Below are 14,372 nucleotides of genomic sequence, written 5' to 3'. Positions count from 1 at the left end.
GGACCTACTGTGCCTTCAGCACCGCCGTACAGGACGGCGGCAGGTCGGCGAGCGTCACCGGCGGCGCCGGCTTGGGCGGCACCTTCGGCGGCTTGGGATGCAGCACGCCGTCCGAGAACCACCAGTCGAGCTTGTCGCAACCGTCCCCCGGCACCACCGCGTCCTGGGGCCGGCAATCCGGGCTGCCGGCGGGGCAGGAAATGCGCACATGCATATGGTAGTCGTGCCCCCAATAGGGCCGCACCTTCTGCAGCCAGGAGCGGTCGCCGCGCGCATCGCGGCACAGCGCCTTCTTGATCGCCGCATTCACCAGCACCCGTTCCACCCTATCGTCCTGCGCGGCGGCGCGGATGATGGCGACATGGGCCGGCGTCCACACCTGGGCGTCGACGTCGAGCCGGTCCGGCCGCACGATCATCGTCGCCGACACGTCCTCGCGCTCCTTGGCGGTGAAGACCTTCCTCGGCATCGGGGTGAGCCAGATGTCGGCGTCGAGGCCGATCTGGTGCGAGGCATGGCCGGTCGCCATCGGTCCGCCGCGCGGCTGCGCCATGTCGCCGACCAACAGGCCGGACCAGCCGACCTTCGGCGCCTGGGCAGCCAGCCGCTCGAGGAAGGCGATGAGATCGGGATGCCCCCAGTTGCGGTTGCGCGACAGCCGCATCGCCTGCCAGGTCGGCCCAGTCACCGGCAGCGCCTCGCCGCCGGCGAGGCAGCCGCGCGAATAGAAGCCGATGGCGCGCGGCGCCAGCCCGGAGGCCGGCTGCTTCACCGCGCCGAACAGCACCTTGGCCGGCGTGGCACCGGCGGCAGCGGGCTTGGCGGCCGGCGGCGGCGCGTCTTCCTGCGCATGCGACGCGCCGGGAACGCCGGCCAGCGCCAGCCCGGCAAGCGCGAGAACCGAGAGAAGACGGCGCATCCCGGCCTCCCCTCTCAGCTCATCGCCTGCGACATCACGACGAAGCCCTTGTCGGTCCGCGTCGAGGCATCCGCCGGCAGATCGGTCACGAACAGCGTCGAGCCCGGCACCAGCAGCTGGGCGAGCTGCTGGTTGGCCTGCGGCGCCACGGTGATGCGGTCAATGGCGGCCGCCACCTTGCCGGGCCCGGCGCCGTTGCCCTCGAAGCCGAGCGCGGTCCAGGCGACGTCGCCCGCCACCTTCTTCAGCACATAGACGACATTGCCGAGCGGCGTGCCGGGATCGCGGATAGTCACCGGCGCGGTGAGCGCCACCGCGCCGTTCTTCAGGACGGTCAGCTGCTTGTCGGCGCCGCTCACCACCATGGAGACGGCGTTCTCCGCCGCCATCTGCGCGGCGGCGGCGACCGCGGCCGGGCTGTCATCCTTCGGCGCCTCGGTCCGGATCGCCGTGGTGGCGTCGGCCGGCAGCACCAGGCCGGGATGCAGCACGTCGGCCGGCTGGGAATGTGCGTCGGCGATGATCACCGGCGTGCCGAAATGGGTGACGCTGAACAGCAGCTTGGAGAACGCCATCGGCAGGTGCACGCAGCCATGCGAGGACGGGTAGCCGGGCAGCCCACCGGCATGCAGCGCGACGCCCGACCAGGTCAGCCGCTCGGCATAGGGCATCGGCGCGTCGTCATAGAGCGAGGAATGGTGGTCGACATCCTTCTGCAGGATGGTGAACACCCCCACCGGCGTCTCGTGGCCGGCGCGGCCGGTCGAGCAGGTGGAGACGCCGATGCGCACGCCGTTGCGATACACGTAGCAGCGCTGGTCCGGCAGCGAGACGATGATGGCGACGAAGCCCTCGGGCGCCCGCTCGGGATGCCACGCATACTGGCCGGGCTTCATGTCGGCGACCGAGGTCAGGTCGCTGGTCGCGGCGTCGCCGGGATCGGCGCCCTGCGCGGCGGCTGCCGACGGGCGCAGCGGCAACAGGGCGGCAAGGCCGAAGAGGCCGATGAGATGGCGCCGGCTCAATGTCGAGCGCGCCCAGCCATTCGTCATGAGCGAATCCTCTTTTTCGGCCCTGTTAAGGATAATCCCCAGGCGACGAGAGGCCAACATGCTGAACGACAACGATTAATGTCTCGTTTACGTTAGTGCGGCCTCCCTCGCCGGGTCCCGCCGCCATGCGCTCCGCTCATACCCGGCCGAAGGTCGAACTGGCGCCGGCCGCACGCGGCGGCGAAACATGCCGCGCCGCCTGCGGCGTCCCGCGTGCCTCTCCTGACCGAAGCTCGCCACCGGACCGCGGATGCCGGCGAACGAGACCGGGAGGAATGACGCCATGCACGAGGACCGCCTGCGCTACGCCCCATTGGCGGACAAGGTGACCAGCGCCGAGCAGGCCGCGCGGCTTATCAGGGACGGCATGACAGTCGGCATGAGCGGCTTCACCCGCGCCGGCGAGGCCAAGGCGGTGCCGATGGCGCTCGCCGAGCGCGCCCGCACCGAGCCCTTGAAGATCACGCTGATCACCGGAGCCTCGCTCGGCAACGACCTCGACAAGACGCTGGCCGAGGCGCACGCGCTTTCCCGTCGCATCCCCTTCCAGTCCGATCCGGCGCTGCGCAAGTCGATCAATGCCGGCGAGGTGATGTTCGTCGACCAGCATTTGTCCGAGACGGTGGAGATGCTGCGCACCCGCCAGCTCGGCCCGGTCGACGTCGCGGTGATCGAGGCGGTGGCGATCACCGAACAGGGCGGCATCGTGCCGACCACCTCGGTCGGCAATTCGGCGAGCTTCGCCATCCTCGCCGAGAAGGTGATCGTCGAGATCAACCTCTCCCAGCCGGTGACGCTGGAGGGGCTGCACGACATCTACATCCCCACCCACCGGCCGCACCGCGAGCCGATCCCGGTGGTGGCGCCGCAGAGCCGCGTCGGCCTGCCCTTCATTCCGGTCGACCCGGCCAAGATCGCCGCCATCGTCTTCACCGAAAAGCTGGACAGCTCGTCGACCGTGCTGCCGCCGGACGCCGAGACCGCCGCCATTTCCGGCCATCTCACCGAGTTCTTCCTCAACGAGGTGAAGAAGGGGCGGCTGACCAACCGGCTGCAGCCGTTGCAGGCCGGCATCGGCACCATCGCCAACGCCGTGCTGCACGGCTTCATCGAGACGCCGTTCCACAACCTCACCATGTATTCCGAGGTGCTGCAGGATTCGACCTTCGACCTGTTCGATGCCGGCAAGCTCGATTTCGCCTCCGGCTCCTCCATCACCCTGTCGGCGGGCAAGTACCGCGAGGTGCTGCCGAAGCTGCCGCACTACAAGCCGCGGCTGATCCTGCGCCCGCAGGAGATCAGCAACCACCCCGAGGTGGTGCGCCGGCTCGGCATCATCGGCATCAACACCGCGCTGGAGTTCGACATCTACGGCAACGTCAACTCCACCCATGTCGGCGGCATCCACATGATGAACGGCATCGGCGGCTCGGGCGACTTCGCCCGCAACGGCTACATGTCGGTGTTCGTCACCAAGTCGATCGCCAAGGGCGGCGCCATCTCCTCGGTGGTGCCGATGGTCTCCCATGTCGACCACAACGAGCACGACGTCGACGTGCTGGTCACCGAGATCGGCCTCGCCGACCTGCGCGGCCTCGCCCCGCGCGAGCGGGCGCAGGCGATCCTCGCCAATTGCGTCCACCCCTCCTATCGCGAGCCGCTGGCCGATTACCATCGCCGGGCGCTGGCGCGCGGCGGCCACACGCCGCACCTCATCGAGGAGGCGCTGTCCTGGCACGCCGCACTGCGCGAGACCGGCCGCATGCCGTCCTCTGCCGAGGCGACCGCCTGAACGAAAAATGGCCCGCCTCCAGGGGGAGGCGGGCCACAGTCGCGACCGAGGATCGGGTTCCTCAGCCGTTGATATAGGGACGGTGCAGCTTCACCTCGGGGTTCAACCGCACGCCGAAGCCCGGCTTGTCGAGCGCGCTCGCCTTCATGCGGCCGTTGACCGGCACCGGCTCGTCGAGCAGCAGCGGCGTGAACATCGGCACCACCTGGTCCGGCACCGGATGCATCATCAGGAACTCGGCGAAGGGCGAGTTCTGGCGGGTGATGACGAAGTGGTAGCTGTAGACCGACGAGCCGTGCGGCACGACCAGCGCCGAATGGGCGTCGGCCAGCGCGGAGATCTTGATCAGCTCGGTGACGCCGCCGCACCAGCCGACGTCCGGCTGGATGATGTCGCAGCAGCCCATCTCCAGCAGCAGCTTGAAGCCCCAGCGGGTGGCTTCGTGCTCGCCGGTGGTGACCAGCATGCCCTTCGGCACGTTCTTGCGCAGTTCGGCATAGCCCCAGTAGTCGTCCGGCGACAGCGCCTCCTCGATCCACTTCAGGCCATACTCATGAGCCTTGTGGGCGAGCTTGGTCGCGTAGTTGAGATCGAGGCTCATCCAGCAGTCATACATCAGCCAGAAATCGTCGCCGCAGCGCGAGCGCATGTCGGCGAGCAGCTCGATGTTCTTCTTGAGCCCCTCCTCGCCCTCGGCCGGCACATGGTGCAGCGGCAGCTTGCCGCCGATGAAGCCCATCTGCTTGGCGAGGTCCGGCCGCGCGCCGGTGGCGTAGAACTGCAATTCGTCGCGCACCGGGCCGCCGAGCAGCGCGTGGACGGGTTCCTTGCGCACCTTGGCGAGCAGGTCCCACAGCGCGAGGTCGACGCCGGAAATGGTGTTCAGCACCACGCCCTTGCGGCCGTAATACTGGGTCGAGAAATACATCTGGTCCCAGATCTTCTCGATCTCGGTGACCTGGCGGCCGATCAGGAAGCGCGACAGGTGCTTCTCGACGATGAAGGCGCCGATCTCGCCAGCGGTGGTCACCGCGAAGCCGACCGTACCGTCGGAGGCCTCGATCTCGACGACCAGCGTGCCCAGCACGTTGATGCCGAAGCTCCGGCGGCTCTCGCGATATTCCGGATACTTGCCCATCGGCGTACCGATGTGATCGTCGATCCAGTGATAGCCCTGCTGGTCGTGATAGTCGGCGCCGCCGCCGCGTACGGTGAAGGCCCGGACGGCCGTGATGGTCGGCATGGACATGATGTGTCGAGCTCCCGGTAGAAGGAAGCCGCGGCGGTCCTGACGACCGCCGCGGAGAAGAAATCAGCGGCCAGAAGCCGGAGCCGTGGTCGTGCGGGCCTCGCGGCCCACCCCGATGGCAGCCAGCGCGAAGACGAGGATGGCGCCGATCAGTGTGGTCAGGGCGAGCAGGTAGAGACCCGCCGAGCCGGATTCGAAGGTGGCTTCCGCCCAGTTCTTCACGTTCGGCGCCACGAAGCCGCCGAGCGAGCCGAGCGAGTTGATCAGCGCGATACCGCCGGCCGCCGCGACGCCGCCGAGATAGCCCGTCGGCAGGGTCCAGAAGATCGGCTGCACCGAGATGAAGCCGGCCGCGGCGAAGCACAGCGCGATCATCGACAGCAGCGGCGAGCCCGAGGCCACCGAGGCGGCAATACCGGCGGCGCAGACCACCAGGATGCCGCCGGCGAACAGGCGCCGCTCGCCGGTCTGGTCGGAGAGGCGCGGCAGGTAGTAGGTGGCGAGCATGGCGCACACCCACGGAATGGCGGTGACGATGCCGACCATCAGGCCGACCTTGGTGCCGAGCAGCCCGGCGACTTGCGTCGGCAGGTAGAACACCACGCCGTACACGCTCATCTGGATGATGAAGTAGATCAGCGAGAAGTAGAGCACGCGGCCGTTCTTCAGCGCGGCGAGCGTGCCGCGCGGGCCGTGCGACTGCTTGGCGGTGTCCTCGGAGTCGAGGGCCTGCTGGAGCACGGTCTTTTCCTGCGCCGTCAGCCACTTGGCATCGGCCGGCTTGTTGTCGAGGTAGAAATACGCCCAGACGCCGACCACCGAGGCGAGCAGGCCTTCGACGAGGAACATCCACTGCCAGCCATGCAGGCCGCCAATGCCCTGGAATTCCAGCAGCAGGCCGGAAAGCGGCGAGCCGAAGATGAAGGCGAGCGGGGCGCCGAAATAGAACAGGCCCATGGCCCGGCCGCGCGCGAAGGACGGGAACCAGTAGGTGAGATACAGGATCACACCGGGGAAGAAGCCGGCCTCGGCGATGCCGAGCAGCACGCGCAGAATGTAGAAGGTGGTCTCGTTGTGGGCGAACATCATCGCCGCCGAGATCAGGCCCCAGGTCACCATGATGCGGGCCATCCAGATTTTGGCGCCGACGCGGTGCATGATGAGGTTGGAGGGCACCTCGAACAGGGCGTAGCCCAGGAAGAAGATCGAGGCGCCGAAGGCGAAGGCCGCGTTGGAGATGCCGGTATCGGCCTGGAAGGCCGCCTTGGCGAAGCCCACATTCGCACGGTCGAGGAAGGCCAGGATGTACATCAGCAGCAGGAACGGCAGCAGCCGCTTCGTGACTTTGCTGATCGTCGAGAGTAGAGTCGGTGTCTGCGCGACCATGCGGGCGCCCTCCCTTGTTAGCTGGACACATGCCGCCATTGCGTCCGGGACGAGCCGGCGCAGCGATCTTGTTGTTTTTGGAACGGTCGCCGGTCTCCCGGCGCCGCCTCAGTAGACGGCGCGGCCGCCGGAGATGTCGAACACCGAGCCGGTGGAGAAGGCGCAGTCCTCGGAGGACAGCCACGAGATCAGCGCCGCCGCCTCGTCGACCGCCAGGAAGCGGTTCATCGGGATCTTCGACAGCATGAAGTCGATGTGTTCCTGCTTCATCTGGTTGAAGATCTCGGTCTTCGCCGCCGCCGGGGTGATGGCGTTGACGAGGATGTTCGAGGTCGCCAGTTCCTTGCCGAGCGACTTGGTCAGCCCGATCAGGCCCGCCTTCGACGCCGAATAGTGCGAGGCATTCGGGTTGCCTTCCTTGCCGGCGATGGAGGCGACGTTGACGATGCGCCCCCAGCCATTCTTGATCAGGTGCGGCACCACGGCCTTGCAGGTCAGGAACGGCCCGACGAGGTTGACGTCGATCACCCGGCGCCAGGTCTCGGTGTCGAGCTCCCACAGCTTGCCGTTGCCGCCGGTGATGCCGGCATTGTTGACCAGGATGTCGATCTTGCCGTGCGCCGCCGCCGTCGCCTCGGTGGCGGCGGTGACCGAGGCCTCGTCGGTCAGTTCGACGACATGGGTGGACACCTTGCCGAGCTTGCCGAGTTCGGCCGCCGCCTCGTCGAGGCGGGCGGCGTCGATGTCCCACAGCGCGACGGAGGCGCCGGAGGCGAGCATGCGCTCGGCGGTGGCGTAGCCGATGCCGCGGGCGCCGCCGGTGATGATGGCGACGCGGCCGGTGAGGTCGAGCTTGTTCATCTGGCTAATTCCTTCACGCCGCCGGAACGGTGGTCTGCTGCTGCTCGCCGAGGCCGGAAATGGCGAGGCGCATGGTCTGGCCGGCCTTGAGATAGACCGGCGGCTTTTGGCCGAGGCCGACGCCCGGCGGGGTGCCGGTGGAGATGATGTCGCCCGGCTGCAGGCTCATGAACTGGCTGATGTAGGACACGATGGTCGGCACATCGAAGATCATCGTGCGCGTCGAGCCGTTCTGGTAGCGCTTGCCGTCGACCTCCAGCCACATGTCGAGCACGTGCGGGTCGGTGATCTCGTCGGTGGTCACCAGCCACGGGCCGATCGGGCCGAAGGTGTCGCAGCCCTTGCCCTTGTCCCACTGGCCGCCGCGCTCGAGCTGGAAGTGGCGCTCGGAGACGTCGTTGATCACGCAATAGCCGGCGACGTGGTCGTAGGCGTCTTCCTTCGACACGTATTTGGCGGTCTTGCCGATGACGATGCCGAGCTCGACCTCCCAGTCGGTCTTTTCCGAACCACGGGGAATCTCGACGTCGTCATTGGGGCCGACGATGCAGCTGGTGGTCTTCATGAACAGCACCGGCTCGTCGGGGATCGCCATGCCGGATTCGGCGGCGTGGTCGGTGTAGTTCAGCCCGACGCAGATGAACTTGCCGACCTGCCCGACGCAGGCGCCGATGCGGGGATTGCCGTCCACCGCCGGCAGCGTCGACAGGTCGAGCGCGGCGATCTTGGCGAGGCCTTCGGGCAGCAGCGTCGCGCCGCCAATATCGGGCACCACGCCCGAAAGATCGCGCAGCACGCCCTGCGCATCGAGGATGGCGGGACGCTCCGCCCCCGGTTGACCGTAACGGACAAGCTTCATCCCGAACGCTCCTTCCCTGAGTTTCGCCAGCCTTGGGCTGGAGGACCTTCTTGGGGCGGATTCCGTAGCGGCTGCCTCGATAACTTGATAATGAAATCTTCGACTTGACCAATTCCATTAGGTTATCGGCAGATGGTGTCCTCCTCCTTCGCCGCGCTGGCGACCCGGCTGCGCTTCCGGCACCTGCGGCTCATCGACCTGCTGGCGCGCGGCGGCAACCTGCACCGCGTCGCCGCCGAGATGAACATGACGCAGCCGGCGGCCTCGAAGATCCTGCAGGACGCCGAGGCGCTGCTCGGCGTACGGCTGTTCGAGCGCACGCCGCGCGCCATGCTGCCAACCGAGATCGGCGCCTTCGTCGCCGACTACGCCGCGCGCACCCTGAGGGAGGCCGACAGCTTCGCCGACGGGCTGGACAATCTGAAGGCCGGCGGCTTCGGCGCGCTGTCGATCGGCGCCATCATGGCGACCACGCCCGGCCTGCTGCCCAAGGCGATCGCCGAATTGAAGCGCCGGCGCCCGCTGATGACCATCCAGCTACTCGCCGCCACCAGCGACATCCTGCTCGACGCGCTGGAGCGCAACGAGATCTCCATGGCGCTCGGCCGCTTCACCGATCCGAGCAACGCGCTTGCCTTCGAGTTGGAGCCGCTGGCGCATGAGGAATTGTGGATCTTCGTCGCCGCGCAGCATCCGCTCGCCGGCGTCGCCGCGCTTAGCCTTGCCGAGACGGCGCACATGCCGTGGGTGCTGCAGCAGAAGACCAGCCCGATGCGGCAGCTGATCGATCAGGCCTTCGTCGAGGCCGGAGTCGGCACCCTCAACAATCTCGTCGAGACCACCTCGATCTTCGCCACCCTGCATCTGGTGCGCGAGGCCGGCATGATCGCCTGCCTGCCGAAATCCATCCTGATGGAGGGCGTGGGACGCGACACGTTCAAGCGTCTGCCGATCGCGCTGCCGAACCAGCTCGGCCCGCTCGGCATCATCACCCGGCGCGGCGAGACGCCCTCGGCCAATGTCGCCGATTTCATCGCCGTGCTGTACGAGATCGTCGCCCGCGAGCGACAGGAACTGCTCGCCGGGCTCTAGCGCGGGGAACCCTCACCCCCTCGCTGGGAAGGTGAGCCCCTGCCCGGCGTCATACCGACGTCGACTGCGAGCGGCGCAACTGCTGGTACTCGGCGACCCGCATGGCGATGTCCCGCGGCTCCTTGGTGGCATCCGCATCCATGACATTGCCCTGGATCTCGCGAGCCACCACCGGCCACAGCCGATCGACGGTGATCTCGAGATCGCCGGCCGCCACGCTGGGCCGCAGGTCCGCCGCACATAGTGCCCGTGCTCTGGCTTCGATGTTTGTGGTCATGGTCGGAGGCTACCACGGATGGCCGGGGCGAAATCCGCGAAAGTGCACACAAGCGGGAGAACGGCACGGAAATGGAGCAGACCCGATCGTTCCCTCGGGATTAGGCGAGACGGCTGTTCTGGCTGACCCGGGCAGCCCCTCGGCTCGCGCCTGTCATGCCCGCGGGATCGTTGAAATCCGTCAGCGAGTTCTCCAACGCCTTGTCGACTATCGAAGCTTTGAAGCAGGCAACCAGAAGGACACGTCCAAGGTTCGGTTTTCCAGGCCAGGTACTCCGAAACGCAGCCTTACATTGAGCAATGTTCGGGACATACCCCGGCAACGCAGCGCCGCTAGACATGGTCCAATCACAAGACGCGGCATGGCTTGGCCTCATTGGCCGCGGGCGGAAAGTCTTTCCGACAGCCAGACGAGAGCTGGCAGGTGCCTGACGGGCCATCGACACGCCGCCTGCGCACCGAAGCATGACCGACCCGGTATCGGGCGGGGCGACGCAGAGCATCTTGCGACGAGTGCATATTGCCGGCGCACGAAAAGGCAGACCCACGACATGAATATTAGCGTGTTGTAACTTCATGCTCATAAATATCGAGAAAAGAACGATCTATATTGCCGGCCTCAAGACGGCCTCGACGACGATCGAGAATGGCTTCAGGGGCGAAGCGGACATACGCCTGACGCGTTCCGAGCACGGAAAGCATATGAGCCTGGCCGAGATCGAAGAGAATTTCGCCTGGCTGTTCAATGAAATAGCGCTGGAGGACTTCTTCATTTGGGGAATAGTCCGGAATCCGATCAGCTGGCTGTGGAGCCTTTATTGTTCCCACAAGGCAAAATGGGCAACCGGGACGGATCTATCGACGAACAATATCGATTTCCGTCAATTCTATGATGAGTGGAGAGTAAAACACGCCGATCAAGCACAGCCGCAATTGTCCCGCTTCGCTCGCGCCAGTGGGAAAACGGCAAACTGCATTCTCATTCCCTTCGAGAACCTGACCGCCGGCATGGCGGGCATGGCCCGTCTCTACGACCAGCCGGTGCCTGCCCACAAGATCCTCAACAAGAGCCCGGACATCCCCATCCGCCACGACCAGATAGCACCGCTCATGAGCCGCATCTGCAGGGATTATGACGCGGACTTCGAAGCTCACGAAGAGGCGTCTGGCAACATCGACATCCTGCGGCAGCGCATAGACCGCCACATCAACGTTCTTCGAACGTCAAATCCGCAGATGAATACGAATAAAAAATCAAATAGTTTGATATATATATTCACTTCGGCCAACAAGATCAGGCCATTCAGACGCCCGACATCCTGAACCGGCTCGGCCTCCCTCCCGCAACGGCATCACCTTCGGGACGCGAGCCCGCCGCAGCAAGCGGTCCGATCTCGGGGGATAGCCCTCGCCAGGACGGATGGTCGCGTGATCCCGGCCTTGGCAAGGCCCCGGTGTCCCGCACCGCCCTCAGAGCCGAGGCCCCTCGCCGGCATCGCGCCGGAGGCGGCACCGAAGCGCGAACTGCCGGGCATGCGCTTCCGAGGAGGGCGCAGCCGCCCCTCTCCTGTTCTCGTACCATCCGGCACCCGCACGCTGACCGCCATCGGCACAGGCTGCCTTCGGTTCACGTCCGGGCGAAAGGCCTGATCGAGATTGCGTCCGGCGGAGGCATGAAGGAAACATCCGGGAGAACATTCGACGGCCTCCCGGGAGGAGCAGTGCCAAGGTGGCAAAAGACCAGGGCGGCAAAGACCATTCCGCATGGCCTTTCGTCAGGCCCGACCATGCCGGCCTTACGACAAGCCACGCTCCGCCAGCAGCGCCTTGATCTGCTGACCGATCACCTGAGGCGAGAATTCATTCAGCAATTTCAATCGACCCCGTTCGGCCCGGCTCTTCGCGTCCTGGGGAGAATCGTAGATCGCCCGCATCGCCGCGGATGCGTCGTCGAGATCCGCATCGGCCCAATGCTGGCCGTCCGCGAAGAAATACTGATCCCCGTTTACCGGCACCAGCTTGTAGCTGACGGGATAGCCGGTCGTCTTGTCGATGAAGTCCGTGGTTCCGCTGTAGTCGGTCGCGATCACGGCCTTGCCGAACGCCAGCGCTTCCGCCGCACCGAACCCGAACCCTTCGGAACGATGGAGCGAGACGAAGGCGTCGCAGTTGGCCACGAGACGTTCCATCGCCTCCCGATCGACCGTGCGGTCGATGATCTTGATGCGCGGATCGGAGGCGCTGGCTTCGCCGAGCCATTTGCGCAGGCCGCGATCGTCGGAGCCGCGCGTCTTGACGACCAACCTTGCCTCTTCCCTTCCAAGCGGGAAGGCCTGGCGAAAGGCCTTCACCGTCGCCAGAGGATTCTTGCGCTCGCCGAATGAATCGTAATCGAAATAGGTGAGGAAGCTGAGCGGAGCACCGGGCTGCGGCGCGTCTTCCTCTCGAAGGTGCGCCCCCGAGAACCTTACCGGTTGCCGCACGAGGGTGACCGGCAGCTTGGACTGCTCGCGAAACGCATCGTGGATGAAGGTCGAAGGTGCCCAGATTTCGTTGCACCGTTCAGCGACACGGATCCACTCGGGATCGATGCCGTGCAGTTCCCAGAAGGGATAGAGGATGTTGTGACGCCCGCCGCGGATCTCGCCCGAGAGCGCGACGATGGAGGGCAGCCCGAACACCAGCAGGTTCGCCTTGCGATCGGGAAACGCGGTGCATTTGCTGGAGAACTCCGGCTCGTTCTCGCGCCCCGGAAGCGGAAGATGGTAGAAGCTCGACCCGACGCGGGCCGAGTCCGTCGCATAGGCGAGGCACCGGGCCGACTGGCCGAGGCCGATCTCCGAGCGCAGATATCCGACGATCGAAATGCCGGGCTTCAACGTCAATGCCGTGTCGTACGGCAGCCACGCGGCTTGATTTTCAGGCCGGCTGACGACGCTCTGCAGCGCCGGTTCGCTGAGCTGGCTCGGCGCGGCCGGCATCGCTTCCCTGATCCAACTCCTCGACAGCAGCCAACGGGCGAGCTTCAGGCGACGTTTACGGTAGGAACGGCCCCATTTCGCGAAGTTTTTTCTCAACTTGGCACCAGTAATCATCCGACGAACGTTCCCGTGAAGTTGAACTGCACTTCAGCTCTTTCTCCGAGCCTTGCGATGGGATGATTGAAGGGGTCGCTCTTGAATTCGTCGATCCAGCGTCGCGCCATCAGCCCCTGTGCGGCCCTTCGCATCTCGATGACGCTCGGCGTGTCCGCCTTGCCTCGGCTGGCCGATTCATGATGGAAGACGCCCTCGAATGGCGCGCAGACGATCTTATAGCCGGCATGCCGCACACGCAGACAGAAGTCGATGTCGTTGAACTCCACCGGCAACGCCACTTCGTCGAAGCCGTTGGCCTCGTCGAAGACGGAGCGGCGCAGCATCATGAAGGCGCCGGTTACCGCCTGGTAGTTCCGCAGGTGAGCGTATTGGCCGAGATAGCCGGCGGATGACGTCTCGGCGCCACGGCCGACATGCAGGGCGCGGACGTGGTATTCGAAGGGGTGATATTCCAGCAGCACCCCGGCATGCTGCACCGTGAAATCCGGATACAGCAATTTCGAACCGACGATGCCGATCTCCGGTCGCATCGCGAGCGCGCTTGCGGCGTCGAGGGCGCCGGGCTGCCTGAACTCGATGTCGTTGTTGAGCAGGAGAACCAGCTCGGACTCTGACGCCGCGACACCCAGATTGATCATCCGCGAGAAGTTGAACGGCTGATCCATGGGAACGATCCTGGCCCCATGATCGCGCCGGAGATCGTCGTACAGTTCCAGCGTCCTGGCATCGTCGCTGGCATTGTCGACGACGATGAGCTCCCTCACCGCCTTTTCGGTCGAGAGCGACCTGACGCATTGCTGCAGCAGATCGGGCTTGTTCCGGTTGGGGATGACGACGGCAACGGCCGCGGAAGTGATGAGAGCCGGAGCGGCATTGGCGCCCGAGAGCGGCCGGTCGCCTGGCAGACGGCCATGAACCGTCATCAGCACGTCCCGCACATGAGCGACGATCGGCGCCGGACGACATTGCGCCGCGGCGAGCATGAATTCGCGCAGCGAGGCCAGGGGACCGGCGGCGGCAAGACGATCGAACAGGCTGGCCTTCAGCAGCACGCCATGGCCGATATAGTCTTCCTCCGCGAGGAAATCGGGATCGAAGCCGGGGAGGAACGCCGGATAGGCCTTCTGTCCGCTTTCATCCAGATACTCGTGGTCGAAGATCACCAAATCCGGCTCGTGCGTCCCGCCGCTTTGGACGAGGGCGCGGTTCAGGCTCGAGAACGCCGTCTCGTCGAAGGTCACGCCGGCCGGCACCATCAGGATGTAGTCGCCGCGCAGATCGCATCGCGTCGGACCCAGGCGGAGCAGATCGTCGTGGCTCATGGCCTCGTGCACCTGCAGGCCACGCAACTTCATGAAGGGATCGCGATCGATATCGGCGCCATGGCTGGCGGAGAAGACCGAGATCTCCAGGTTGTTCCAGTCCTGCTCCAGTAGAGACTTGAGTGTGGAGTCGAGTTGCTGGTCAGCGGAAGACGCCGTGCAATCGATTGCAACCGAAATCAACTTGTTCCAGGAGGACGGCTGATCGAGGTGCAATTCCGTTAATTGGAGCCTGCGGTGCTCGCGCCAGTTTCGATAGGCGGTTTGGTTCGGCGCGTACTCGTTCATCACAACCTCGCTTCCGGCGCACGGGGAGCAACGCGTAGGTAGCATAAGAGACTCAGATACGGTCAACCCTCGCGGGATGCCGCCACACAGCGATTTCCGGCAAAGGTCGACGGCGCCATCCCCGGCTTACCGGCGCGGGCTGGAAGTCCGCCCCTTCCGCTACCCGGCCGTCGGCATC

At 65.7% G+C, this 14,372-nt stretch carries 12 protein-coding genes; 3 read left to right on the top strand and 9 right to left on the bottom strand.

Annotated features, from left to right (window positions below):
• Nucleotides 1-4: 4 nt before the first annotated feature.
• Nucleotides 5-919, bottom strand: coding sequence for a penicillin-insensitive murein endopeptidase (mepA, locus tag KHC28_RS00925; protein WP_214006464.1), 915 nt, complete (start codon nucleotides 917-919; stop codon nucleotides 5-7).
• 14 nt (nucleotides 920-933) lie between these two features.
• On the bottom strand, nucleotides 934-1,971 hold the full coding sequence (locus tag KHC28_RS00920) for a L,D-transpeptidase (protein WP_214006463.1): 1,038 nt from the start codon (nucleotides 1,969-1,971) through the stop codon (nucleotides 934-936).
• Between the two features lie 283 nt (nucleotides 1,972-2,254).
• Here KHC28_RS00920 and scpC point away from each other — a divergent pair, with 283 nt between their 5' ends.
• The gene (scpC, locus tag KHC28_RS00915) at nucleotides 2,255-3,763 is read left to right on the top strand and encodes a succinyl-CoA:acetate CoA-transferase ScpC (RefSeq protein WP_214006462.1); all 1,509 of its coding nucleotides are present in this window, start codon (nucleotides 2,255-2,257) and stop codon (nucleotides 3,761-3,763) included.
• Between the two features lie 61 nt (nucleotides 3,764-3,824).
• Here the strand turns inward: scpC and rhmD are convergent, their stop codons facing one another.
• The 4 genes from rhmD to KHC28_RS00895 form a co-directional block, all read right to left on the bottom strand.
• Complete coding sequence (rhmD, locus tag KHC28_RS00910; RefSeq protein ID WP_214006461.1) at nucleotides 3,825-5,012, bottom strand: L-rhamnonate dehydratase; 1,188 nt, start codon at nucleotides 5,010-5,012, stop codon at nucleotides 3,825-3,827.
• Nucleotides 5,013-5,075: 63 nt separating this feature from the next.
• Nucleotides 5,076-6,398: an MFS transporter gene (locus KHC28_RS00905; protein WP_214006460.1), complete on the bottom strand. Its 1,323-nt coding sequence runs from the start codon at nucleotides 6,396-6,398 to the stop codon at nucleotides 5,076-5,078.
• Nucleotides 6,399-6,506: 108 nt separating this feature from the next.
• Nucleotides 6,507-7,259: an SDR family NAD(P)-dependent oxidoreductase gene (locus KHC28_RS00900; protein WP_214006459.1), complete on the bottom strand. Its 753-nt coding sequence runs from the start codon at nucleotides 7,257-7,259 to the stop codon at nucleotides 6,507-6,509.
• Nucleotides 7,260-7,272: 13 nt separating this feature from the next.
• The gene (locus KHC28_RS00895; RefSeq protein WP_214006458.1) at nucleotides 7,273-8,118 is read right to left on the bottom strand and encodes a fumarylacetoacetate hydrolase family protein; all 846 of its coding nucleotides are present in this window, start codon (nucleotides 8,116-8,118) and stop codon (nucleotides 7,273-7,275) included.
• A 132-nt stretch (nucleotides 8,119-8,250) separates the two neighbouring features.
• On the opposite strand from KHC28_RS00895, the gene KHC28_RS00890 reads away from it, so the two are divergent.
• On the top strand, nucleotides 8,251-9,210 hold the full coding sequence (locus KHC28_RS00890; RefSeq protein ID WP_214006457.1) for a LysR family transcriptional regulator: 960 nt from the start codon (nucleotides 8,251-8,253) through the stop codon (nucleotides 9,208-9,210).
• A gap of 49 nt (nucleotides 9,211-9,259) precedes the next feature.
• On the opposite strand, the gene KHC28_RS00885 is transcribed toward KHC28_RS00890, so the two are convergent.
• Nucleotides 9,260-9,487 (bottom strand): hypothetical protein, encoded by a 228-nt coding sequence (locus KHC28_RS00885; protein ID WP_214006456.1) that lies wholly within the window; start codon nucleotides 9,485-9,487, stop codon nucleotides 9,260-9,262.
• Between the two features lie 575 nt (nucleotides 9,488-10,062).
• Here KHC28_RS00885 and KHC28_RS00880 point away from each other — a divergent pair.
• Complete coding sequence (locus KHC28_RS00880; RefSeq protein ID WP_214006455.1) at nucleotides 10,063-10,809, top strand: hypothetical protein; 747 nt, start codon at nucleotides 10,063-10,065, stop codon at nucleotides 10,807-10,809.
• A gap of 473 nt (nucleotides 10,810-11,282) precedes the next feature.
• On the opposite strand, the gene KHC28_RS00875 is transcribed toward KHC28_RS00880, so the two are convergent.
• Both KHC28_RS00875 and KHC28_RS00870 read right to left on the bottom strand, forming a co-directional pair.
• Nucleotides 11,283-12,581, bottom strand: coding sequence for a glycosyltransferase family 4 protein (locus KHC28_RS00875; protein WP_214006454.1), 1,299 nt, complete (start codon nucleotides 12,579-12,581; stop codon nucleotides 11,283-11,285).
• The gene (locus KHC28_RS00870) at nucleotides 12,578-14,194 is read right to left on the bottom strand and encodes a glycosyltransferase family 2 protein (RefSeq protein ID WP_214006453.1); all 1,617 of its coding nucleotides are present in this window, start codon (nucleotides 14,192-14,194) and stop codon (nucleotides 12,578-12,580) included. The genes KHC28_RS00875 and KHC28_RS00870 overlap by 4 nt, the downstream gene beginning before the upstream one ends.
• Nucleotides 14,195-14,372: the final 178 nt, after the last annotated feature.

The sequence above is a fragment of the Ancylobacter sonchi genome, assembly GCF_018390695.1.
Classification (GTDB): Bacteria; Pseudomonadota; Alphaproteobacteria; order Rhizobiales; family Xanthobacteraceae; genus Ancylobacter; species Ancylobacter sonchi.
This window is presented reverse-complemented; position numbering and strand designations above follow the sequence as displayed.

Excerpts from the sequence above, each read along its gene's own strand:
- KHC28_RS00920 (WP_214006463.1), bottom strand. The coding sequence starts at position 1,971 with ATGACGAATGGCTGGGCGCGCTCGACATTGAGCCGGCGCCATCTCATC.
- KHC28_RS00870 (WP_214006453.1), bottom strand. The coding sequence starts at position 14,194 with ATGAACGAGTACGCGCCGAACCAAACCGCCTATCGAAACTGGCGCGAG.
- KHC28_RS00900 (WP_214006459.1), bottom strand. The coding sequence starts at position 7,259 with ATGAACAAGCTCGACCTCACCGGCCGCGTCGCCATCATCACCGGCGGC.
- KHC28_RS00875 (WP_214006454.1), bottom strand. The coding sequence starts at position 12,581 with ATGATTACTGGTGCCAAGTTGAGAAAAAACTTCGCGAAATGGGGCCGT.
- scpC (WP_214006462.1), top strand. The coding sequence starts at position 2,255 with ATGCACGAGGACCGCCTGCGCTACGCCCCATTGGCGGACAAGGTGACC.
- mepA (WP_214006464.1), bottom strand. The coding sequence starts at position 919 with ATGCGCCGTCTTCTCTCGGTTCTCGCGCTTGCCGGGCTGGCGCTGGCC.
- KHC28_RS00880 (WP_214006455.1), top strand. The coding sequence starts at position 10,063 with ATGCTCATAAATATCGAGAAAAGAACGATCTATATTGCCGGCCTCAAG.
- KHC28_RS00895 (WP_214006458.1), bottom strand. The coding sequence starts at position 8,118 with ATGAAGCTTGTCCGTTACGGTCAACCGGGGGCGGAGCGTCCCGCCATC.
- KHC28_RS00890 (WP_214006457.1), top strand. The coding sequence starts at position 8,251 with ATGGTGTCCTCCTCCTTCGCCGCGCTGGCGACCCGGCTGCGCTTCCGG.
- KHC28_RS00905 (WP_214006460.1), bottom strand. The coding sequence starts at position 6,398 with ATGGTCGCGCAGACACCGACTCTACTCTCGACGATCAGCAAAGTCACG.
- rhmD (WP_214006461.1), bottom strand. The coding sequence starts at position 5,012 with ATGTCCATGCCGACCATCACGGCCGTCCGGGCCTTCACCGTACGCGGC.
- KHC28_RS00885 (WP_214006456.1), bottom strand. The coding sequence starts at position 9,487 with ATGACCACAAACATCGAAGCCAGAGCACGGGCACTATGTGCGGCGGAC.